Here is a 21440-nt window from a genome sequence, read left to right on the forward strand (position 1 = left end):
TTGATTGTACATGGATTACCCTTGTTCTTGATTGTCGCGGTTTCGGATTAAAATCATTGCCGCGACCAGGCCAAGAGCCGCAGCGAGAATGATCAAAGTGGCCAATGCGTTGATGTCAGGAGACACCGCGATCTTGACCTTGGAGAATATCAGCATTGGTAGGGTGGTCGACCCCGGTCCGGCGGTAAAGCTGGCGATCACCAGATCGTCAAAAGACAAGATGAATGCAAGCAGCCAACCCGAGAAGATGGCAGGCGCAATCAACGGCAGTGTCACGAGTACGAACGTGGTGACCGGCCCTGCGCCAAGATCGCGTGAGGCTTCCTCCAGGCTACGATCCATCGACGCGATCCGGGGTTGCAGCACCACCAGCACAAACGCTGTGCAGAAGGTGATATGCGCTATGGTAATGGTCATCATCCCGCGCCCGGCAGGCCAGCCGATCAACTGCTCTGCCGAAATGAAGAGCAGAAGAAGGGAGATGCCGACGATCACTTCAGGCATTACAAGCGGTGCGGACATCAGGCCGGCAAACAACGTGCGGCTCCGGAACTTGCCGAACCGCACCATGGCGACGGCAGCCAGCAGTCCAAGAACGGTGGCGCCACTGGCGCTGTAGACTGCAATCTTGATGCTGATCCAGGCCGCAGTCAGGATCTGTTCGTCGCGAAGCAACTCGCCATACCAGTGGGCGGAGAACCCTCCCCATACACTGCCCCGCCGCGAAGCGTTGAAGCTGTAGGCGATCAGAACTAGGATCGGCGCATAGAGGAACCCAAATCCGAGCCAGAGCGAATATTTGAGAGTGCGTGGCATCGTTTAGTCTCCCTGCTTGGATTGCTGGTTCTGGAACACGATGATCGGGATGATCAGCAACACCAGCATGATGACCGCTACCGCGCTCGCCACCGGCCAATCTCGGTTGTTGAAGAATTCGGTCCAAAGAACACGGCCGATCATCAGTGTCGATTCACCGCTCAACAGCGTCGGGATCACGAATTCGCCGATCACCGGAATGAAAACCAGCATGCACCCGGAAACAATTCCCGGCCACGAAAGCGGCAAAGTCACATCGAGGAAGCTGCGGGCGGGCGATGCCCCGAGATCGCGTGAGGCTTCCAGAAGCGTCAGGTCCTGCTTTTCCAGCACCGCATATAGCGGCAAGACCATAAAGGGCAAGTAGGCATAGACCACGCCCACGTAGGTCGCGAATGTGGTCTGCAGCAGGACCAGCGGTTCATCTATCAGCCCTGCCCAGAGCAGAAAATTGTTGAGCACCCCGTCTTGCCGCAAGATACCGATCCAGGCGTAGACGCGGATCAGAAGGCTCGTCCAGAACGGCAGCATCAGCGCAACCAGAAGCAACGGCTGTTTCGATCTGGGCGAACGCGCAATCGCCAGTGCGAACGGATATCCGATCAGCAGACAAATGATCGTCGATACGGCTGCGATCTTGATCGAACCGAGGTAGGCGTTGAAATACAAGCTGTCTTCCAGAAGATACTGATAGTTAAACACCCGGAACAGCGCGTTGAGAATTCCTTCGTCAGCGTCATATTCGAGCAGTGGCGCGAATGGCGGGCTGGCGATGACCGCCTCGGAAAAACTGATCTTCAGCACAAAACCGAAAGGCAACAGGAAGAACAAACCCATCCAGAGATAGGGCGGCATCAGGACGACGGTCCTGCCTAAACTCGCGCGCAAGGTGTGAAGCATTTGAGCAGCCATCATCTCACCCCTTTACGCTGCAAACAGGTGTGAGGCGCGGGCGGGCCACGCGACACGCACGGTATCGCCGCTTGCGATCGCCGCCTTGGTGGACATGTGGTGGTTCTGTTCGGACACCCGAACGTGAATGCCGCCACCGACATCGACCGAATAGTTCGTCTGGTCCCCCAAATAACCGACAAAGTTGACCGTGCCCGAGACCACGTTTTGTGTCAGTGGCTGCGCTTCACAGTTATCGGGGAAAATTTCGAGCTTTTCCGGACGGGTGGTCAGAATGACATCGTCCCCCACGCGGTGATCAAACGGGGTTTCAATTCTCAACACCAGATCTTCTGAAAGGCGCACGATCGTTCGTCTGTCTTCTTGCCCCACAATGGATCCGTGAAACTTGTTCAGGGACCCGACGAAATCGGCGATGAACATGCTGTTGGGCTGTTCGTACAATTCGCGCGGCGGTCCCATCTGCGCGATCTGTCCCCGGTTCATGATGCCGATCCGGTCCGCCATGGTCATTGCTTCTTCCTGATCGTGGGTCACCACGATGTAGGTCAGGCCCAGGTCCTTCTGGATTTTCAGCAATTCCTGCTGTGTTTCTTCCCGCAATTTCTTGTCGAGCGCGCCGAGCGGTTCGTCCAGCATCAGAACCTTGGGCCGCTTGACGATGCAGCGGGCCAGCGCCACGCGCTGGCGCTGGCCACCCGACAGTTGACCAGGCTTACGCTTGGCAAAGGATGTCATCTTGACCATTTCGAGCATTTCATCGACGCGAAGCCTGGTTTCCGCCCTGGAAACACCGTCCCGGCGCAGCCCGTAAGCAATATTTTTTTCGACCGTCATGTGCGGGAAAAGCGCGTAGGACTGGAACATCATGTTCACGGGCAACCGCTCAGGCGGCTTTCCGGAAATGTCCTCGCCATCGACAACGATTCGACCTTCTGTCGGCGCGTCGAACCCTGCCAACATTCGTAGCAATGTCGATTTGCCACTTCCCGAGCTGCCGAGAAGACAGAACACTTCTCCGCGATGGATGTTGAGCGATATGTTCTGAACGGCTGTGAATTCGCCGAACTTTTTCGAGACATTTTCAATGCAAATGAATTCTTCGTTCTGACGCGCAACCATGATGGTTCTCTCCTGAGAACGGCGCGGGTTGGACACACCGCGCCGATTTTTTAGCCGTTAGTGACCGGTCTTGATCCGGGTCCATGTTCTGGAACGCAGGCGCTGCGCCTTGTTGCCCAGAGGAATCTCGGCATAAAGACGCTCCATGATCTCGGTCGGCGGATAGATGTTCGGATTGCCGGTGATGGCCGGGTCGACGAACTCCTTGGACGCAGCGTTGGCGTTGGCAAAGAAGACGAAGTTGCTCGCATCAGCGATGACTTCGGGCCGCATCATGTAATCCAGGAATACATGGGCGGCTTCCTTGTTCGTCGAATCCGCCAGAACCAGGAATGAATCGACATATGCCAGCGTGCCCTGCTGCGGGATGGAAAACTCCACGTCGACCCCGTTATTTGCCTCTTCAGCCGCATAGGCTGCGATACCGGCATCGCCGCTGTACATCAGCGCCGCACAGATTTCGCCCGTGGCCAGATCGTCGATCGGCTTGACGCTGTCGAAGTAACGTACACTCGGGCGGATCGAAGCCACGAGTGCCTCGGCCTTTTTCATATCGCCCTTGTCATTGCCATATGGTGCGGCCCCAAGATAGTTCAGGGCAACACCCAGAACTTCGTTTGGCGAATTGATAACCGCCAATCCGCATTCGGCCAGTTTTGCCGCATTGTCCGGCTGGAAAATGACTGACAGGTCGGTCATGTCCGCTCCGGGCAGTACCTCTTCGACTTTTGCCGGGTTGTAGCCGATGCCGACCGTTCCCCACATATACGGAACGATGTGTTTCGACCCCGGATCGAAGCCTTCGACACGCTCCGATATCTCAGGGTCAATGTTGCCTTGGTTGCTGAGCGCAGCGGCATCAAGCGGCTCGACCAGACCGGCCGAAATGAACCGCTGTGCAGTCGGACCGGCCGCGACCACCACGTCGAAGCCCGACCCGCCGGCCAGGATCCGGGTTTCCAGCATTTCGATGGAGTCGTAGGTATCGTAGGTGACGTCGATACCCGTCTCTTTCTCGAAATTTGCGATGGTTTCCGGACCGATGTATTCGGCCCAATTGAAGATTTTCAATTCCTCCGCGCTGAGCGGAGCAGAGACTGTTGCGGACAAGGCAACGCCAATCAGAAGTTTTTTCATGATCTTTTCCTTGTTTGGTTCTCAGGAAGCCGACACGACGTAGTATTTCTTGAAGCCTTCGCTGACACGGAACTCGCCGCACCAGCCCTTGCTGATCACGTAGCTGTCGCCGGCATCGAAACTCTGTGCGTTGCCAACTGCGTCGGTCAGCGTCGCTGTGCCATTCAACACCTGACAGAATTCGTCATCGGGATAGCCTTCACCGGAGAAAACTTCGGCATAGGCGGTGGATTCCCAGACACCGACAATGATCTTTTCGCCCCCGTCGCCCATAAAACAGGCGCCCTTTTCTTGAGCTTCGCCGTCGATGACGGTCGCCGGATCGACCACAGAGATCGGCTCGAGCGCGCCGTTTGGGCCATCAGGGTTCATGCGTGTCAGTTGCGTCATTTTCTTTCCTCTCCGAGTGGAAGTCGCGAGTTGGTTTGCAAAAGTCTGCGCAACCTGCTGTCCGCCAATTTGCAAATGACGGAACGTCTGTTGCGCGGGTGTCATGGTTTTGAGCCGGGCAAGGAACGAACATCGCTCCGCTTGATTTTCCAGACGAACGTGCCGGTTCTGATGAAGGCGCGCTACGACAGCGGAAACCCCATTGCCTCGACCATCTTGATCCAGGGCTTGCGCCAGCCGCCTTTTTCATCAGCTGTATCAAGCGCGTGGAGCGTGACTTGCGAGCCGACCCATCGAAACGGCTCCGGCGGGATACGATTTGGCATCGTGCGGGCGAATTCCATCCGGAGCTCGGGGAGATCCTCGCCGTCGAGCTTGGCGAGGCCGAGCCGCGCCCCGAACCGGCTGGTTGAAATGCCGTAGCCGGAGTAGCCGCCGGCATAAATCATGTCGCCGTCCAGATACTCCTGGAAATGCACGGCCATCCTCGTGGTCAGCGCAATCGGCCCGGTCCACGCATGGCTGAATTTCACATCGTCCATTTGCGGGAATGTGCGGTGATAGGCTTCGGCCAGTCGGATGAACGGTTCTATCGTTCGCTCGCCTGCCGGATCGATGTTGTTGGTGCCGTCATAGTAGTAGGCAAGACGTCCACCGAATGTCATCCGGTTGTCCTTGGTCCGGCGCATGTGGTTAAGCTGCGTGCGGGTGTCGTAGATGCCCTGCCGGTGCACCCAGCCCAGACGATCCCATTGCTCTTCGGTCAGCGGTTCGGTGGCCATGATGCGTTCGCGGACCCCGGCCACACGCTGCTTGATGCGCCGGTCACCCGTCGCGAACGCGTTGGTGCCCAACAGGATCTTCCTTGCCTTTACCGATCCGTCATGAGTGGTGACCTTGATCACCCCGTTTTCGCGTTCGATTTTCTCCATGGGAGTGAATTCATGCAGCCGGACGCCCAGGCTCAGCGCTGCGCGTTTCAGACCCCAGGCCAGCATCGCCGGCTGCACCGTCCCGGAGAGCTCCTTGTTCCAGCACCCCGCCGAATAGATCGGCGATTTGATGTGCTCCCGCAATTGCTCACGGTCGAGGTATTCGACCACATGGCCGTATTTCTTGTGCAGCTCGTATTCCGCCTTGATGTCCGGTACGCAATCATCGCCCACCGCCACGGTCAGCTCGCCGCCCCTGTCGAATTGGGCGTCGATGTTGTAGCGCTCGAGCGTTTCCATAAAGCCGCGCATGTTGTCCTGACCCAGCCGTTCCAGGTCCGCCAGATCGTTGGGAAAGAGCCGTACGGCGTTGTGCAGACCGTGCATGACAGATGTCGAGACCACACCGGCCGGACGTCCGGAGGCGCCATAGGCCACTTTCGTCGCCTCAATCAGCATCACGTCTCGATCCGGTTGCGCCTCCTTTGCCTGAATGGCAGCCCAAAGGCCCGTGAACCCGCCTCCAACGATCAACAGGTCGGCGGACGTGTTGCCGACCAGTTGCGGCTCGACGCTCGGAGCATCGTCCCGATCCAGCCAAAGCGGAAAAAACGTGGCGTCCCTGAGGGCATTTTCAGCAAAACCCATTTTCTTTTTCCTTTTCCTCTGCGCCGCTCAGAATCTCTGCGCCAGCGCCGTCAGGGTTTGTTCCATCACCTCTGTGAAATGGTCGGCATGTTCAGGTCTGAACGGCAGCGGCGGGCGAATTTTCAGTACGTTGCCGTGCGGCCCGGCGCGCGAGATCAACACGCCTCGCCGGCGCAGCTCATTCACAAGCCAGGCGGTTTCCTCGGTTGCCGGTGTCTTTGTTTCCCGGTCCCGGACCATCTCAAGTCCGATGAAGAGTCCGGCACCGCGAACGTCGCCAACCACCTTGTGTGCGCTGGCCAGGTCCCGGAGCCCGTCCCGAAGATACTTGCCGGTGATGCGGGCGTTTTCCTGCAGGGCTTCGTCCCTGATCACATTCAGAACCGCCAGCCCGACCGCCGCTGATACCGGGTTGCCGCCGAACGTGTTGAAGTAGCGAGAGACCTTCCCGAAGCCGTCGGCCAGCTCAGCGCTCAGCGCCAGTCCCGCCATTGGATGCCCGTCGCCCATTGGCTTGCCCATGGTGACGATGTCAGGGATCAGGTCGTGGTTCTGGAAACCCCAGAAACATTCGCCGGTGCGTCCGAAGCCTGGCTGTACCTCATCGGCAATGAAGACAGCACCTGCCTTGTGCGCCGCTTCAACTGCCGACTTCAGAATGCCAGGAGGGGGGGCAAAGACCCCATCGGAGGAAAAAATCGTGTCGAATATCAGAGCAGAAGGCGTGATGCCGCTCGCCCTGAGGTCGTCAAACGCCGCAGCCACCCGAGCTCCGAACTCGGCCGCCGCGTCGCCCTCGCCCGTGCGATAGGTGTCGGGCGGCGCGACTGTGCGCACGTTTTTGCCCACACCCAGCCCGAGCGACGGCGACATCTCCGCCACCGCCAGGGTGCCACCGTGATAAGCCAGGTCCGTCACGACAATGCCTGTGCCGCCGGTATGAAAATGAGCAATACGCAGCGCAAGATCGTTGGCTTCGGATCCGGTGCAGGTGAAGATCGTGCGATTGAGGCTGTCCGGCATCGTGGCGAGCAGTCTTTCGGAAAATTCCACCACGTTTTCATGCAGATATCGTGTGTGCGTATTCAGGACCGCCGCCTGTTTCGACAGCGCATCGACAACGCGCGGATGACAATGCCCGACACTTGGCACGTTGTTGTAGACATCTAGATAGCGGCGGCCGTCCTTGTCCGTGATCCAGACGCCCTCGGCCCGTACCGGATGCAGTGGCTCGTCGTAAAAGAGCCGGTACGACGGCCCCAGCGCTGCCATCCGCCGCGCGATCAGTACCGCATCCTCCGGATCGGAAACGGCGGGGTTGGCTGTGCCGTGAAAATTGCTTTTGGTTTGAGACATGAGATCAATCCGGTTCAATCAGGGACAAACCGCGATCCGCGCGCGCCTTGACGAGATATTGCAGTGAGGTCAGGGCATGCGGCGCGTTGCGCTGGATGTAGGCTGCATTTTCAGGGTGCAGGTCCGCACGCCAGCGGGTGATCAGCAGGGTGAGCAGATACCGTCCGATCATCATGTCCGGGAGAAGCGCGATTTCTTCCCCGGTCAGAGGCAGTTGCCTCTGGTACGCCGTCAGAAAGGCGCGGGCCAGGACGAGGGGATCATCGCCATCGGCCATCAGATAAGCTGCGGCAATCGCTGGATCCAGAGCCAGGGGCGCGCGCACCATGTCACCGAAATCGATCAGACCGGTAATCCCGTTGCTATCGCCGAACACATTGTAAAGGTTCAGGTCGTTGTGGATCAGTTGCCAGCGCAGACCGTCAAACCGCGGCAGGACGTCGGAACAAAACCGTTTGAATTCCGCTACGATCAGGGAACCGTGTTCCATTCTTTCCTGATGAACCAGCAAGGGTGCCAGCTGGTCGATTTGGGTCATGTCCCAGACAAAGGGATGGCGTTCGGCGGGGTGCCGCATATCCGCCAGGGCCAAATCAAGCCGCGCCGCCTTTCCGCCCAGATCGGTTGCCATTTCCGGTGTGACCGGCGCACCGAAAAGCGGCGATCCGCCGACACAACTCAGAACGCGCGCCATGGCGCGGCGCCCGTCGGTCAAGGTCGTGTCTACTTCAGCCGCTCCCGTCCTGGACGGAAGCAGATGCGGCACCGGCAATTCCGGATCGCGGGCCTGAATCCTTTGCAATGCACTGGTTTGCAGGTTCGAGACCGCACGGTCCTCGCTGGGGTTGGCGATCTTGAGGACAAAGCGTCGTCCATCCGTGATCGTGGCAAGGAAGTTCTGGTCCCGCTCGGAAGACAGACAGCACACGTTTGCATCCAGCCCCCATGTTTCGAGCATCATGACTTGGGCGTCATTGTCACTCAGAGATGGGGCGGCAACCGTATGCGCCTTTGCTTTGTGTTCCACTTGCACCCTGAATCGTTCCTTCTTTGCAACCATGCGCCTTCAACGGGACAAACCGCCTAAAGGGCCATCGTGACCGCCTTGGTGTGCAGAAAATGGTCGATCTGTTCGCGTCCCAGGTCCTTGCCGAAACCGGACTCCTTCACACCGCCAAAGGGCATGGTCACGTCGACGACGTCGTGGCAATTGATCCAGACCGAGCCGGCCTTCAACTGGCGCATAACCCGTTGCGCCCGTGCTCCGTTGCGCGACCACACGCTCGCCGCCAGGCCATAGGGGCCATGATTGGCCTTGGTTATGACTTCGGCCTCGTCCTTGAACGGCAGGGCCACCAGAACCGGGCCGAAGATCTCCTCCTGAACCAAAGGCGAGTTGTTGTCTTCGACCGCAAACAGAGTGGGCTCGACGAAAAAGCCTTCAAAGGTCTGCTTTTGACCGCCGAAGACCGTGCGCGCAGTGTCGCGTCCGATATCAAGGTAGCGTTCGATGCTGGCCTTGGCGCCGGCGCTGATCACGGGCCCGATATCGCAATCAGGGTCAAGACCCGGGCAGAGTTTCATTCGGGTGATCTGCGATTTGATCACCTCCAGCCCTTCTTCGAAAATATTCTCGTGCAGATAGAGGCGCGATCCGGCAGAACAGTTCTGGCCCGAGTTGAAGAAGATGCTCCAACGAGTCGCCTCCGCGACGGCCTCAAGATCGGCGTCCTCAAACGCGACCATCGGCGATTTGCCACCGAGTTCCAGCGTGACCGGCGCGAAATGCGACATCGCGGCGGTGCCCACCTCACGCCCCACGCGCGTGGAGCCTGTAAAAGATACCTTGTCGATCCCCGGATGCGCGGCCAGATAGGCACCGACTTCGTGCCCGTGCCCGGTGACTATGTTGAACACCCCTTCCGGCAGACCCGCTTCCTGCATCAGCCTGGCGACATATGCCATGGAGAGCGGCGTCAACTCGGCGGTTTTCAGGACCATGGTGCAGCCCACCGCCAGTGGCGCGGCCAGTTTCCAGAAGGCCATGTTCATCGGCCAGTTCCAGGGCGTTATCGCCCCCACGACACCGATCGGTTCCTTCACTGTGTAAGAGAAGAAGTCGGACCCGGCCGAGATCTGCCTTGTCGCCCCTTCGATCTTGGTTGCCCAGCCCCCCATGTAGCGCAGCAGTTCGACTGACCCGAGAACGTCAAACTCCCGGCAGGGGCCGATGGCCTTGCCATTGTCGATGGTTTCAATCTGGGCGAGAATGTCGGCATCCCGTTCGATCAGGTCCGCCAGTTTCCAGAGTATGCGCTGGCGTTCAGCCGGCACCATGCGTGGCCAGGGACCTTCGTCAAATGCCCTGCGGGCGGCGGTCACGGCGGCATCCACGTCCGAATGCGTGCCACGTGCAAGTTCGGTCAGGTGTGAAGCGGTCGAAGGTTCGAGCACCGGCAACGCTTCAGTCGCTGCGCCGTCCGTAAAGTCGCCGTCAATGAACATGGTCGACTTGGCGATGACCGCTGAGCGCGCGGTCTCCGTCACATTGTAGCGGTCGAAATAACTTTTCAATTCCGGTGTCATCTCGGACATCCTCCGGTGTCACGCACGTGTCCTAAGAACCCAAAAAGGATCGGCCATCACATTTGCGGCGACGCGGCTCGGCAGTGCCCGAGGCTGATGCACCTGCCCCCCGACAGGCCATCCCTGTCGTCCTTCAAATGCGCTGTAGACATGCTTCCCCGAGCCCTTGGCGTCGTCCCCGGTCGTTGCTTTCAACCGGACGGGTAAACGGTCAGGTGCTATGCTTCCAAACTCCGGAGGGTTTGGATATATGGCATGTGCAATAGATGATTTTGGAGATTTTCGGAGCGGCTCTTAAGGCGCAAGTCTATGAATTCATGAGATTAATCACGAATTTGGCAAACATCTCGCCCTGTCCGGAAACGTTCAGCTTCTTATAAATGCTGGACCGGTGAATTGCGGCTGTGCCGGGCGAAATATCCAGAATGCGCCCGATCGATTTGGAAGAATGCCCGCGCAGCAAGAGCTGGGAGACCTCCTTTTCCCGTGCAGTCAGAATGTCTTTGCCAAAGTCTGCAAAAATGCGCGAAACACCGGCGTGGAACTGCTTGTCGGAAAACGCCGCTTCCGCATCAAGCGCGGCTTTCGGCGCGAGATGCCGGTCCACCAGTTCCGTCAGAAGAGGTTGAAGAACTTCCAGAAAACGGACGACGATATCCGTGTCCGCCTCCTCAAGATCGAGGAAAAGCGACATGTGCATGCAGCGGTCATGCGCTACCGGGAAGAAGCAGCCTATCTCGTGGCGGCCGATGATCATCTGCCAATAGCGGGCAAAAGCATCCGGGACCTGATATTCGTCGCGATCCTTGAGATTGAACCTGACCACACCGGACTTTTCGCCGCGTGTGAACAGGTCATACATCGGGTCGAGAAGGTAGAGCCCGCCGAGGTATTCGGTCAACTCGCTGTCGTATTCGTCACCCTGGCTGAAAAGAAAGCGGGGCGGCAGGTCCGGGGCAAACTCGAAAATCGTGATCCCGACAAAGGAACTCCATTTCTCGAGCATCGCCGACAGAACCTGGAAAAACTCGGGCCTTTCCACATGTGCAGCCAGCCCGCCCAGATCGCTCAAAAGCGGCGACAGGGCACCTTGCCGATCCAGATGAACCAAATCGACGACGGCTCCCGGCAACTTGTTTTTGGTTTTCCTATCAAAGGTGTTACGCATCTGGATTGCCCGTCGTCAGGACTATTGAGACAACACTTGGCCCGATCCAGTAAAGGCGCTGGCCCGTCAGAAGTTCCATATTATCCAGCAGCCCTGCGAAGCAGCAAGCACCTTTGGCTGATGGTTTCATATCTGTTTCGCGATGCAGCTCCCCACACCCGAAGTGAACGCCTTCCTGGATGAGACTTGGGTCGTGATCAGAGGATCATCGCGCATTTGAAGCTTGCAGGACAACGATGTCTGCTCCGGGCCGGGCGCGGCAGAGGGAAGTGCATGTGTAGTGAACGGGAGAAATAAACGGTCAGGAACCGAAGGCACCTTGTTTTACAGCCAGAAAAGCCGCGGAAGTGCTTCGCGCGTACAAATTGCTTACACGACGAATCGTACAGCTTGGAATGAAACAGCTAAGTCTTTGAGATTGATGGCGCACCGGGGAGGATTCGAACCCCCGACCCCCAGATTCGTAGTCTGGTGCTCTATCCAGCTGAGCTACCGGTGCTTAAAGGCGAAGACCAGATCGTCGGGTTTGAGTGACCCCGGATGACCGGCCCTGGCTCTGCGAGGCGTCGTGTGCGCCCCGGACAGGGCGCTTACCTACTGCGGTCCTGCGGGGAATGCAAGGGACTTTTTGAACTTTTTTTCAAGGAACTGTCACACAGGCTGAAAACCCGCAGAAAACCTCGTAGCTTGCATAACGCGTCGTCCGAGCCTGTGCAAAACCCGCAGCTCACATGGTGCGGTCCGGCACTTCCAGGCAGAAGCAGGTTCCCGGCACGGTTTCGTCGAGCCGGATACTGCCGCCATGGGCCTTCACTAGCTCGGCTACAATCGCCAGCCCGAGACCGATGCCGCCGTTCTTGGACCCGCTGTGGAAGGCCTTGAAGAGGGCCTTCTTGATGTTTTCGGGAATGCCCGGGCCGGTGTCGGTGACGCGCACGCGCACGCAAGCGCCTTCCCGTTCCGCCTCCACCGTAATGCGGCAGACCAGCGTCTTGTCCTTTTCCGCCTCCAGCGCCTGAAGCGCATTGCGCATGAGATTGACCATCACCCGGAAAATCTGTTCCGGGTCGGCGTCGATCTCGATGTCCTCCGGCACCTTGTTTTCGAAGGCAACGGTGTCGTGGTCGGTTAGCCCCAGAACGTCGGCAGCATCGTCCGCAACCCGCCTGAGTGCCAGCAGGCGCCGCTGCGGCGGCCGTTCCTGCGCCTTGCCGTAGGACATCACCGCCTGGGTGTAGCCGACCGCCCTGTCGAGGGTCGCCAGGATCTTCGGCGCGATCCGGCTCACCGTCGGGTCCTCGACATGCTCCAGACGCTCCAGGAACAGTTGCGCGGAGGCCAGAAGGTTGCGCAGGTCATGGTTGATCTTGGAGACGGCCAGCCCCAGATCCGCCAGCCTCTGTTTCTGATGCAGGGCGCGGGAGAGCGCCTCCTCCATGCCGGCAAGCCGGATCTCCGCATCACCGAGTTCATCCCGGCGCCCGGAGACGGCCATGATGCGGGAGGAATCCTCCGGGCTTTCGGCGAATCGCTCCATGGATCGGGTCAGCCTGTGCAGCGGCCGGATGAACAAGGCCCTCAGCGCCACATAGACCAGGCTCGCCGTGATCACGGAAATCACCAGGGAAAGGCCCAGGATGCGGACGGAGAAGGCCAGCATGTCCTTTTGAAGAAGCGCAATCGGCAGGACGACGTCCACCTTTTGGGTATGCCCCATCTGCCCGGCCCCGATCACCCGCAGCACGCCGTCGCCACCATAGGTCAGGAGCTGAAAGCTGTTGACGATGGCAGACCAGGGCGTGACCGCTCCCATGTCGATGACAAAATCGACATTGAGCGGCACGCTGCTCATGGCAATGAGGCTGCGGCGAGAACCCTGGTCGAGCGAAATCGCGACCGCGCCGGTGGTGCGCAGCAATTCCTCCTGCAGCCTGGGGGCAATCGTGTTGGTCTCGGCCAGCACCGAAGCGGCGACACCGGCCGTCGTCAGCCGGTCCATCAGCCAGGTATTGCGGAAATTGGCGATCGACGGCACGTAAATGCACACTTCCGCCAGCATCACGAAGGCCACCGTCAGCAGCAGCAGTTTCCCCGAAAGGCCGCCAAGACGGTGCTGACCGAAACTGTCGCCAGCCACGGCGGAGCCGCCTTCCTCATCGGAAGGGACAACGGATCCTTGCGGTGCACCCTCATGCTTCATGCCGTTCCGTTCCAAACAATTCCAGCCACCTGCGCGATGCAACTCCCATCCGCTCACCCGAATTTACGCAAGACTGCGACCAGCAGGCGCATCCATTTTTTTGCGGGCACGTCCGCATAGTAGGAAATTGCGGCCCGCCGCACCAGTTCCCCGAGTGTCGGATAAGGTGCAATGAACCCGGCAAGGTCCTTCATCTTCAGCTTTTTCGAAAGCGCCAGCGACAGAAGATTGAGAATCTCGCCTGCCTGCGCGCCGACAATGTCGGCGCCGAGCAGCCGCCCGCCCGGCCCGGCAATCAGCTTCAGGCGCCCCGCTGACACGCCTTCGGCAAGAGCCCTGTCGTTGCCGGCATAGTCGGCGGTCAGGACCTTGACCTTGCCGCCATATCTCCGACGCGCCTCGATTTCGCCGAGCCCCACGTGACCGAGCTCCGGCGACGTGTAGGTCACCCAGGGCACAAGGTCATTGTTCATGGCAACCGGCATGCGGAACAGGATGGAGCGGATTGCAAGGCCCGCCTGATAGCCCGCGACATGGGTGAACTGCAGCCCACCTGCCACATCTCCGATGGCATAGGCCCTTCTGTTGCTGGTCCTCAGCCCCTTGTCGATCTTGATGCCCTTGCGGTCGAAGGCAATCCCGGCCGCCGCCAGGCCGAGGTCCTCCACATTGGGTGCGCGGCCGGCAGCAACCAGCAGATGGCTGGCGGTGATCTCACGTGTGCCACCACCGGCGCTTTCGACGTGAACGGCGATTCTCTCGCCGTTCCGGCGAATCTCCCCGATCGAGGTTTCCTCAAGTATCTCGACGCCCTCGCCCCGAAGCTTTTCCAGAACGATACCGGCAAGTTCCGGGTCGTCGTTGCCCAGGGCCTTCCGGGCTTCGAACACAGTTACTTTCGCGCCGAGGCGGCGATGGGCCTGCGCCATCTCCAGGCCGATGGGGCCGGCACCGATGATCGCCAGATGCTCCGGCACTTCGCGCAGCTCGAACAGGGATTCGTTTGTCAGGAAAGGCACCTGATCCAGTCCCGGGATCGGTGGCACGGCCGGTCTCGAGCCGGCAGCGATGACGAATCGGCGAGCTTTGATTTCCATTGTTCCGGCCACGACCGTATCCGGAGACGTGAAGGCCGCCGCCTCGCGCAGCACCGTCACGCCCAGCCCTTCGAAACGCTCCTGCGAATCGTGAGGCGCGATGGCGGCGATGACACCGCGCACATGATCGTTCACCGCGGCAAAGTCGACTTCTCCACCTTCGGAGCCGATCCCCAAACCGGCTCTACCGGTCTTGCCATGGGCCGCTTTCGCGGCTGCCAGCAGGGCCTTGGAAGGCACGCAGCCGTAATTCAGGCAATCCCCGCCCATCAGCCCCTTTTCGATCAGCACGACATCGACACCGAAGGCAGCGGCGGCGGCGGCAACCGAAAGGCCTCCCGATCCGGCACCGATCACGCAAATATCCGGGGTCAGCAGCGTTGCCATCAACGGCTCCTATCAGGAAATGGGGACTGCGGACCGGTCAGCGGGACCGGACCTTCTTCAATATGACGGGTATCAGGCTGGCGATGCCAAGGGCAAAGAAGGCCGCCAGAAGCTGCGGGGTGATGAGGGCGGAAACCTCGATCTGGCAGGTCCCGGCCGCCGCGCAACCTGGATTCGCCGCTTCCTGGGCTTTGATGACACTGCCGAGGCCGGAGCCGATGAAGGCGAAGGCGAAGGTTCCCGGCAGGATGCCGACAAAGGTTGCCAGCGCATAGGAGGCCAATGGCATCTGGAACACGGCAGGTGCAATGTTGACCAGCCAGAACGGAAAGATCGGCGTCAGCCGCAGGAACAGAAGATAGTTGAAGGCTTCCCGCCGGAAGCCCTCCGCCAGGCGGGACAGGAATGGTCCGGCCCGTCTTGTCAGCACTTCGCCGAAGGAAGATCGGGCGACCAGAAATACCGCGCAGGCCCCGAGTGTGGCCGCGACGACGGTCATGAAGCCCGCCAGAACCCAGCCGAACAGAAAGCCACCCGCAATGGTGAGAAGCACGGCGCCGGGAATGGAGAGCGCGACGGTGACCGCATAGGCCGACATGTAAACCAGCAGGGCGGCGACGGCATGCTCATCCACCAGTCCGGCCAGTTCCTGACGGCGTTTGATGAGATTCGACAAGGTGAGCTGGTGATGCAGGCCGTTGGAGAAGACTACCACCATCAGGATCGCAAGCACGGCCAGGGGCAGCCATTTCCTGACATGGTGAAAGGCAAAACGGCTGCCGCTTTCCCCGGCTTCCGATTCTGGTTCTTTCGGCGCAGTCATCGTGTCAGCCTTCCCGCCCTGCATGTCCGTTCCCGTATTCAAGAGCCGGCAGGACGTGGCCCGCCGCAATCAACTGCCAGGCCCCGGCCCGACAGCTGCCCGGCACCTTGAATGACACCAGATAGGCAGATGTACCTTAATCCTGCTTAAAAGAACGGGGTTTCACCGAGAAGTGAGGTCAGACGCCATCCCGTTCACCTGTGTGTGATGGCGAAGAAATCGGAGATTCTTTGAACGCAACGTTGACTTGAAGCTGCATGGCCCTTATAAGCGCGCTCGACCGGGACATGCATTCGGACCCAAGGCTTTTCAGGGCCGCGCTCTTAGAAGCGCTTCGAGTGCTTCCTCCAAAGAATTTAGAAAATGAACAAGGGCCGCGCATTTAGACGCGCGGGGAAGAACAATGAAGCGTACGTATCAACCGAGCCGTCTTGTCCGCAAGCGTCGCCACGGCTTCCGCGCACGTATGGCCACCAAAAACGGCCGTCAGGTGCTTGCTCGCCGCCGCGCAAAGGGCCGCAAGAGCCTCAGCGCCTAATCGGCGGTCCGCCCGCAGTGCGCCGGGTTGGCGGCGTCTGCCAACACCCAATCGCTGCTATGGACACTCTTAAAAAGCGCTCCGAGTTCCTGGCGGTCGCCAAAGGCGGCCGGCTGGGCCGGCGCGCTTTTGTCGTTCAGGGCCTGAAACGCGACACGGACGAGGCGCCGCGCGTCGGCTACACGGTCACGAAGAAGACCGGCAACTCGGTCGCGCGCAGCCGCATAAAGCGCCGGTTGCGCGCCGCGGTGGCAGAACTTGAAAGCGGGGACATTCCGCAAAAGGCGGATTTTGTACTGGTTGCGCGCGACAGTGCGCTGACCTTGCCCTTTCAAAAACTCGTCGCGGACCTTAAGTCCGGGCTGACTCAGGTTTTGGATCCGGAAACGCCGCGTGGACGGGGAAAGCCGCGCCGGCCAAACCGGCAGACACAAATGACATCGCGCAGGAAACAGGGGTAACTCCAGTTGATTTCTGAAAACCGAAACACGATTCTGGCAATTGTATTGTCCCTGGTCGTACTGCTTGGCTGGCAATATTTCGTCGCCCAACCACAGCTGGAACGCCAACAGGCAGAGCTTCAGGCGCAGCAGGAAGCCGAGGCAACGCGCCTGGGTGCCGGCACTCCCTCCTCCACGGCTCCACAGCCCTCCTCAGGTGGCGACGCTTCCGCCCCTGCACAGGCAGGTGCCGGACAGACGATCTTCGCCAGCCGGGAACAGGCCCTTGCCGCCACCAGCCGTGTCACCATTGACTCGCCGCTGCTGGAAGGTTCGGTCAACCTTACCGGCGGACGTCTCGACGACCTTCGCCTGAAGGCCTATCACGAGACCGTCGACAAGCGCAGCCCGACCATCGTTCTGTTTTCCCCGTCCGGCGCACCGGAGCCCTATTACGCCGATTATGGCTGGGTCGCAGACCCGGGCGCCGACATCGCCCTTCCGGGACCGGACACGGTCTGGTCCATCGAAGGCGAGGCCAAGCTTACCCCGGAAACGCCGCTGACGCTGACCTGGGACAACGGCGCGGGCCTCACCTTCAAGCGCACCTATTCTGTCGACGAGAACTATATGTTCACCGTCGCCCAGAGCGTCGAGAACGCCACGTCCGGCAACGTAACGCTTTATCCCTATGGCCTGATCGCCCGCCGCAACATTCCGGAAACCCAGGGCATCTACATCCTGCATGAAGGCCTGCTCGGCGTCTTCGGCGAGGATGGGCTTAAGGAAATCGACTATTCCGACCTGGAAGAAGAAGGCACGATCCGTCCGGCCAAGGTAAGCGACGGCTGGCTCGGCATTACCGACAAGTACTGGGCGTCGACGCTGATTCCGGCTCCGGGCCAGGAATTCCAGCCGGGCTTCACCTATTCCGGAAAAACCGGCAACTACCAGGCCGACTTCCTTGGAAATGGCGTTGCCGTTGCTGCTGGCGCAACCGGCGAGACCAGTTCCTACCTCTTTGCGGGTGCCAAGGAAACCAAGCTGCTGGACGGCTACGAGGAATCCCTCGGCATAGAGCGGTTCGAACTCCTGATCGACTGGGGCTGGTTTTACTTCCTGACCAAGCCGATGTTCTTCGCCATCGACTATTTCTTTCATCTTCTGGGCAATTTCGGCGTCGCCATCCTGGTGGTCACCGTGATCGTCAAGCTGATCTTCTTCCCGCTGGCCAACAAGTCCTACGTCTCCATGAGCAAGATGAAGCTCGTGCAGCCGCAGATGACCGAGATCCGCGAGAAATACGCGGACGACCGCCAGAAGCAGCAGCAGGCGCTGATGGAGCTCTACAAGAAGGAGAAGATCAATCCGCTGGCCGGCTGCCTTCCCATCCTTGTCCAGATCCCGGTGTTCTTCGCGCTTTACAAGGTGCTCTACGTCACCATCGAAATGCGCCATGCGCCATTCTTCGGCTGGATCCATGACCTGTCGGCTCCAGACCCGACGACGCTCTTCAACCTGTTCGGCCTGATCCCCTGGGATCCGCCGCAGTTGCTGATGCTGGGCGTGTGGCCGCTGATCATGGGCATCACCATGTTCATCCAGATGAAGATGAACCCGGCACCACCCGATCCGACCCAGCAGATGATCTTCACCTGGATGCCCGTGATCTTCACCTTCATGCTGGCCTCCTTCCCGGCGGGTCTCGTGATCTACTGGGCCTGGAACAACACCCTTTCGGTGACCCAGCAATATGTGATCATGCGCCGCCAGGGCGCCAAGGTGGAGCTCTGGGACAACTTGTCCGGATTGTTCAAGCGAAAGAAACCGGCCTCCGGCGACAAGAGCTAGAACCGGGTCCTCCAGCAGGGCTGACAAGCCCGGCAAGACCTGATACACAATCAAGGCCCCGCCAACCGCGGGGCCTTTTTTGATGAAGGAGTGCACGGGCAAATGATCCGATAAAGCAGGACCTGTTCCGCAAGGCGAAGCCGCTCACCGGCAGGTCGACCGCGTATCCGGCGCGTTTTCATGTCTTCCCTTGTATCTTGCTTTTCCGGAGGTCCCATGCACGGCCCCTCTCCCGACACGCTTCATCCTTTCAATGGCGAACCGCATACGGTTTTCCTGAAGAATGTCATTACCCGGCCGACCATCGAAGTCGGCGAATTCACCTATTACAATGATCTTGAGGACGCAGCCGGTTTCGAGAACCGGAACGTGCGCTATCATTTCGACTTTCTCGGCGACCGCCTGAAGATCGGCAGGTTCTGCGCCCTGGCGCAGGGCACCACTTTCATCATGAGCGGTGCCAACCACGCCATGACCGGTTTCTCCACCTACCCGTTCAACATCTTTTGCGACGCGTGGCGGGAGACCTTCGATCCGGCGACGATTTTCGATCACCTCAAGGGCGACACGATCGTGGAACACGACGTCTGGTTCGGCACGAATGCGACCGTGATGCCCGGCGTTACCATCTGCTCCGGCGCAATCATTGGCGCCAACGCGGTGGTCGCCTCCGATGTTCCCCCCTTCGCGGTGGTGGTGGGCAATCCGGGCCGTATCATTCGCCTGCGGTTCGACGAAAGCACCATCGAACGGCTCCTGGACATCGCCTGGTGGAATTGGCCGCTGGAAAGGATCACCCGCCATCTTGCCGCCATCAGGGGGGCGGACATCGAAGCCCTGGAGGCAGCAGCCACCGAAGGCCAAGTGGTGCTCGACGCGGCGGAAAAGGCAAGGTAGAAGGCGCTTATGAGCGAAGATCAAATCTATTCCGACGAACTCCTGGAGGCCGGCCGGCTGCTGTTCTGCCGGCCCTGGGATTTCCTGACCAGCGTCACCGACATGTCCAACCTGCCGGACGCCGCCGGCACCGAGATCGCCTTTGCGGGCCGGTCCAACGTGGGCAAATCCAGCCTGATCAACGCGCTGACCGGCCGCAAGGGCCTGGCGCGCACGTCCGCCACGCCCGGCCGGACGCAGATGCTGAACTTCTTCATCGCCCCCGAAACGCCGCTGACCATCGTCGACATGCCCGGTTACGGCTATGCCCAGGCGCCCAAGGAGCTGGTGGAGGCATGGACCAAGCTGGTCTTCTCCTACCTGCGCGGCCGCCCGAACCTGCGCCGGGTCATCCTCCTGATCGACAGCCGCCACGGCATCAAGAAGAACGACCTGGAGGCCATGGAGCTGCTCGACAAGGCCGCCGTCGTCTATCAGGTCGTGCTGACGAAATCCGACAAGATCAAGCCGCCCCAGCTGACCCGCCTTATCGCGGACACCAAGGCGATCCTGGCCAAACGGGTCGCTGCTCATCCGGAGATCATTGCAACCTCCTCGGAAAAAGGGCGCGGCATCGATGAGCTGCGGGCCGAGCTCTGCCTGCTCGCCAACCAGTGATCAAACCTGTGAAGCGGGCCAGATTGTGAAGCCCTGCCAAAAGAGCTATAGCAGGGGTCTTTCGCATTGTTATGTCCGTACCTTAGAGCCCTGACGAGTATTTCAAATCCATGACCACGCCTGAAACGTCCAGCCGCGCCCATATCATCGCCCAGGCCCTGCCCTATATGCAGCGCTATGACGACAAGACCGTCGTCGTGAAATACGGCGGCCATGCCATGGGAGATCCGGATCTGGGCCAGGCTTTCGCCCGCGACATCACGCTTCTGCGCCAGTCCGGGGTAAACCCGGTGGTGGTTCACGGCGGCGGCCCCCAGATCGGCAAGATGTTGCAGCGCCTGAACATCGTCAGCGAATTCAAGGGCGGCCTCCGGGTGACCGACAAGGCCACCGTCGAAGTCGTCGAAATGGTTCTTGCCGGGGCGATCAACAAGGAAATCGTGCAACTGATCAATGCCGAGGGCGGCCGGGCGGTCGGCCTGTGCGGCAAGGACGGCAATCTGGTCACCGCGCGCAAACTGAAGCGCACGGTGGTCGATCCCGACAGCAACATCGAGAGCGTCATCGATCTTGGCTTCGTCGGCGAGCCGGCAACCATAGATCCGACGGTGCTCAAACTGGTGCTGAAGGAAGACATCATACCCGTGGTCGCCCCCGTCGCGCCCGGAGAAGACGGCGAGACCTACAACATCAATGCCGACACCGCCGCCGGCGCCATTGCCGGCGCCCTGAATGCCAAGCGCCTGCTTTTCCTGACCGACGTTCCGGGTGTGCTCGACAAGGACGGCAATCTCATCAAGCAGCTGACCGTCGCCAAGGCCCGCGACCTGATTGCCGACGGCACGATTTCCGGAGGCATGATCCCGAAGGTGGAAACCTGCATCGAGGCCCTGGAGTTGGGGGTCGAAGGCGTCGTCATCCTGAACGGCAAGGTGCCGCATGCCGTTCTGCTGGAACTGTTCACCGACGGCGGCGCGGGGACCCTGATCCGACCGTGACCGGAAAACGCAAATTGCCCCATGAGGGCCAGCACGTCCATCGCCGGGACCTCAGGGTTTTCAAGGGGGTCGAGGCCTGGGTTTTCGACCTCGACAACACGCTCTACCCGCACGACGCCGATCTCTTTTCCCAGATCGACGAGCAGATCGCCCGCTACGTCCAGCGGGTGCTGGACGTCACCCGCGACGAGGCGATGGCCCATCAGAAGGCGCTCTACCACGAGTTCGGCACAACGCTGCGCGGACTGATGATCAATCACAACATCGACCCGGACGACTATCTGCGCTTCGTCCATGACATCGACTATTCCCGCCTCAATGCGAACCCGGATCTCGGGCGGGCCATCGAAGCGCTGCCGGGCAAGAAGTTCATCTTCACCAACGGCGACCGTCCCCATGCCGAGCGCACGGCGGCAGCCCTCGGCATTTCCGAGCATTTCGAGGACATTTTCGACATCGTCTCCGCGGATCTGGTACCGAAGCCC

20 protein-coding genes and 1 tRNA gene are annotated in these 21440 nt (G+C 59.9%); 7 read left to right on the forward strand and 14 right to left on the reverse strand.

All coding sequences use genetic code 11. The features are described 5' to 3' along the window. Nucleotides 1–15: 15 nt before the first annotated feature. The 14 genes from ACQY7U_RS05335 to ACQY7U_RS05400 form a co-directional block, all read right to left on the reverse strand. On the reverse strand, nucleotides 16–816 hold the full coding sequence (locus ACQY7U_RS05335) for an ABC transporter permease subunit (protein WP_428642712.1): 801 nt from the start codon (nucleotides 814–816) through the stop codon (nucleotides 16–18). Between the two features lie 3 nt (nucleotides 817–819). Beyond that, nucleotides 820–1728 carry an ABC transporter permease subunit gene (locus ACQY7U_RS05340; protein ID WP_428642713.1) on the reverse strand — a complete coding sequence of 303 codons (909 nt, stop codon included), beginning with the start codon at nucleotides 1726–1728 and terminating at the stop codon, nucleotides 820–822. Nucleotides 1729–1740: 12 nt separating this feature from the next. Then, nucleotides 1741–2850 (reverse strand): ABC transporter ATP-binding protein, encoded by a 1110-nt coding sequence (locus tag ACQY7U_RS05345; RefSeq protein WP_428642714.1) that lies wholly within the window; start codon nucleotides 2848–2850, stop codon nucleotides 1741–1743. 57 nt (nucleotides 2851–2907) lie between these two features. Beyond that, a complete protein-coding gene (locus ACQY7U_RS05350; RefSeq protein ID WP_428642715.1) occupies nucleotides 2908–3987 on the reverse strand; it encodes an extracellular solute-binding protein in 1080 nt (359 codons plus the stop codon). 21 nt (nucleotides 3988–4008) lie between these two features. After that, nucleotides 4009–4377, reverse strand: a complete 369-nt coding sequence (locus ACQY7U_RS05355) for a cupin domain-containing protein (protein WP_428642716.1) — start codon at nucleotides 4375–4377, stop codon at nucleotides 4009–4011. Between the two features lie 182 nt (nucleotides 4378–4559). Beyond that, on the reverse strand, nucleotides 4560–5957 hold the full coding sequence (locus ACQY7U_RS05360; RefSeq protein WP_428642718.1) for an NAD(P)/FAD-dependent oxidoreductase: 1398 nt from the start codon (nucleotides 5955–5957) through the stop codon (nucleotides 4560–4562). Between the two features lie 27 nt (nucleotides 5958–5984). Then, complete coding sequence (locus tag ACQY7U_RS05365; protein ID WP_428642720.1) at nucleotides 5985–7313, reverse strand: aspartate aminotransferase family protein; 1329 nt, start codon at nucleotides 7311–7313, stop codon at nucleotides 5985–5987. 4 nt (nucleotides 7314–7317) lie between these two features. Continuing rightward, entirely contained in the window at nucleotides 7318–8274 is a 957-nt protein-coding gene (locus ACQY7U_RS05370) for a phosphotransferase (protein WP_428642721.1), read from the reverse strand. A 122-nt stretch (nucleotides 8275–8396) separates the two neighbouring features. After that, nucleotides 8397–9899 (reverse strand): aldehyde dehydrogenase family protein, encoded by a 1503-nt coding sequence (locus ACQY7U_RS05375; protein WP_428642722.1) that lies wholly within the window; start codon nucleotides 9897–9899, stop codon nucleotides 8397–8399. Between the two features lie 307 nt (nucleotides 9900–10206). Beyond that, nucleotides 10207–11010, reverse strand: coding sequence for a helix-turn-helix transcriptional regulator (locus ACQY7U_RS05380; RefSeq protein ID WP_428642723.1), 804 nt, complete (start codon nucleotides 11008–11010; stop codon nucleotides 10207–10209). A 479-nt stretch (nucleotides 11011–11489) separates the two neighbouring features. Beyond that, nucleotides 11490–11566 (reverse strand) — tRNA-Arg (locus ACQY7U_RS05385). A gap of 228 nt (nucleotides 11567–11794) precedes the next feature. Continuing rightward, the gene (locus ACQY7U_RS05390) at nucleotides 11795–13267 is read right to left on the reverse strand and encodes a sensor histidine kinase (RefSeq protein WP_428642724.1); all 1473 of its coding nucleotides are present in this window, start codon (nucleotides 13265–13267) and stop codon (nucleotides 11795–11797) included. A 53-nt stretch (nucleotides 13268–13320) separates the two neighbouring features. Continuing rightward, nucleotides 13321–14751, reverse strand: coding sequence for a dihydrolipoyl dehydrogenase family protein (locus ACQY7U_RS05395; RefSeq protein WP_428642725.1), 1431 nt, complete (start codon nucleotides 14749–14751; stop codon nucleotides 13321–13323). A 37-nt stretch (nucleotides 14752–14788) separates the two neighbouring features. After that, on the reverse strand, nucleotides 14789–15574 hold the full coding sequence (locus tag ACQY7U_RS05400) for a TVP38/TMEM64 family protein (protein ID WP_428642726.1): 786 nt from the start codon (nucleotides 15572–15574) through the stop codon (nucleotides 14789–14791). Between the two features lie 403 nt (nucleotides 15575–15977). Here ACQY7U_RS05400 and rpmH point away from each other — a divergent pair, with 403 nt between their 5' ends. The 7 genes from rpmH to ACQY7U_RS05435 all read left to right on the forward strand — a co-directional run. Further along, a complete protein-coding gene (rpmH, locus tag ACQY7U_RS05405; protein WP_006934271.1) occupies nucleotides 15978–16112 on the forward strand; it encodes a 50S ribosomal protein L34 in 135 nt (44 codons plus the stop codon). A 59-nt stretch (nucleotides 16113–16171) separates the two neighbouring features. Beyond that, a complete protein-coding gene (gene rnpA / locus ACQY7U_RS05410) occupies nucleotides 16172–16573 on the forward strand; it encodes a ribonuclease P protein component (protein WP_428642728.1) in 402 nt (133 codons plus the stop codon). 9 nt (nucleotides 16574–16582) lie between these two features. Beyond that, the gene (yidC, locus tag ACQY7U_RS05415) at nucleotides 16583–18403 is read left to right on the forward strand and encodes a membrane protein insertase YidC (RefSeq protein ID WP_428642733.1); all 1821 of its coding nucleotides are present in this window, start codon (nucleotides 16583–16585) and stop codon (nucleotides 18401–18403) included. Between the two features lie 180 nt (nucleotides 18404–18583). Beyond that, nucleotides 18584–19300, forward strand: a complete 717-nt coding sequence (locus ACQY7U_RS05420) for a CatB-related O-acetyltransferase (RefSeq protein WP_428642729.1) — start codon at nucleotides 18584–18586, stop codon at nucleotides 19298–19300. A 9-nt stretch (nucleotides 19301–19309) separates the two neighbouring features. Beyond that, a complete protein-coding gene (yihA, locus tag ACQY7U_RS05425; RefSeq protein WP_428642730.1) occupies nucleotides 19310–19957 on the forward strand; it encodes a ribosome biogenesis GTP-binding protein YihA/YsxC in 648 nt (215 codons plus the stop codon). A 110-nt stretch (nucleotides 19958–20067) separates the two neighbouring features. Beyond that, nucleotides 20068–20955 (forward strand): acetylglutamate kinase, encoded by an 888-nt coding sequence (gene argB / locus ACQY7U_RS05430; protein WP_428642731.1) that lies wholly within the window; start codon nucleotides 20068–20070, stop codon nucleotides 20953–20955. Next, nucleotides 20952–21440 (forward strand): pyrimidine 5'-nucleotidase (locus ACQY7U_RS05435; protein WP_428642732.1); only part of this gene is annotated, 489 nt, incomplete at its 3' end. The genes argB and ACQY7U_RS05435, both read left to right, overlap by 4 nt.

The organism is Roseibium sp. (genome assembly GCF_050301095.1).
Classification (GTDB): domain Bacteria; phylum Pseudomonadota; class Alphaproteobacteria; order Rhizobiales; family Stappiaceae; genus Roseibium.

What these genes read in the sequence shown, in the direction of transcription:
- ACQY7U_RS05335 (WP_428642712.1), bottom strand. Translation starts at nt 816, where the DNA reads ATGCCACGCACTCTCAAATATTCGCTCTGGCTCGGATTTGGGTTCCTC.
- ACQY7U_RS05340 (WP_428642713.1), bottom strand. Translation starts at nt 1,728, where the DNA reads ATGGCTGCTCAAATGCTTCACACCTTGCGCGCGAGTTTAGGCAGGACC.
- ACQY7U_RS05345 (WP_428642714.1), bottom strand. Translation starts at nt 2,850, where the DNA reads ATGGTTGCGCGTCAGAACGAAGAATTCATTTGCATTGAAAATGTCTCG.
- ACQY7U_RS05350 (WP_428642715.1), bottom strand. Translation starts at nt 3,987, where the DNA reads ATGAAAAAACTTCTGATTGGCGTTGCCTTGTCCGCAACAGTCTCTGCT.
- ACQY7U_RS05355 (WP_428642716.1), bottom strand. Translation starts at nt 4,377, where the DNA reads ATGACGCAACTGACACGCATGAACCCTGATGGCCCAAACGGCGCGCTC.
- ACQY7U_RS05360 (WP_428642718.1), bottom strand. Translation starts at nt 5,957, where the DNA reads ATGGGTTTTGCTGAAAATGCCCTCAGGGACGCCACGTTTTTTCCGCTT.
- ACQY7U_RS05365 (WP_428642720.1), bottom strand. Translation starts at nt 7,313, where the DNA reads ATGTCTCAAACCAAAAGCAATTTTCACGGCACAGCCAACCCCGCCGTT.
- ACQY7U_RS05370 (WP_428642721.1), bottom strand. Translation starts at nt 8,274, where the DNA reads ATGATGCTCGAAACATGGGGGCTGGATGCAAACGTGTGCTGTCTGTCT.
- ACQY7U_RS05375 (WP_428642722.1), bottom strand. Translation starts at nt 9,899, where the DNA reads ATGACACCGGAATTGAAAAGTTATTTCGACCGCTACAATGTGACGGAG.
- ACQY7U_RS05390 (WP_428642724.1), bottom strand. Translation starts at nt 13,267, where the DNA reads ATGAAGCATGAGGGTGCACCGCAAGGATCCGTTGTCCCTTCCGATGAG.
- ACQY7U_RS05395 (WP_428642725.1), bottom strand. Translation starts at nt 14,751, where the DNA reads ATGGCAACGCTGCTGACCCCGGATATTTGCGTGATCGGTGCCGGATCG.
- ACQY7U_RS05400 (WP_428642726.1), bottom strand. Translation starts at nt 15,574, where the DNA reads ATGACTGCGCCGAAAGAACCAGAATCGGAAGCCGGGGAAAGCGGCAGC.
- rpmH (WP_006934271.1), top strand. Translation starts at nt 15,978, where the DNA reads ATGAAGCGTACGTATCAACCGAGCCGTCTTGTCCGCAAGCGTCGCCAC.
- rnpA (WP_428642728.1), top strand. Translation starts at nt 16,172, where the DNA reads ATGGACACTCTTAAAAAGCGCTCCGAGTTCCTGGCGGTCGCCAAAGGC.
- ACQY7U_RS05420 (WP_428642729.1), top strand. Translation starts at nt 18,584, where the DNA reads ATGTCTTCCCTTGTATCTTGCTTTTCCGGAGGTCCCATGCACGGCCCC.
- yihA (WP_428642730.1), top strand. Translation starts at nt 19,310, where the DNA reads ATGAGCGAAGATCAAATCTATTCCGACGAACTCCTGGAGGCCGGCCGG.
- argB (WP_428642731.1), top strand. Translation starts at nt 20,068, where the DNA reads ATGACCACGCCTGAAACGTCCAGCCGCGCCCATATCATCGCCCAGGCC.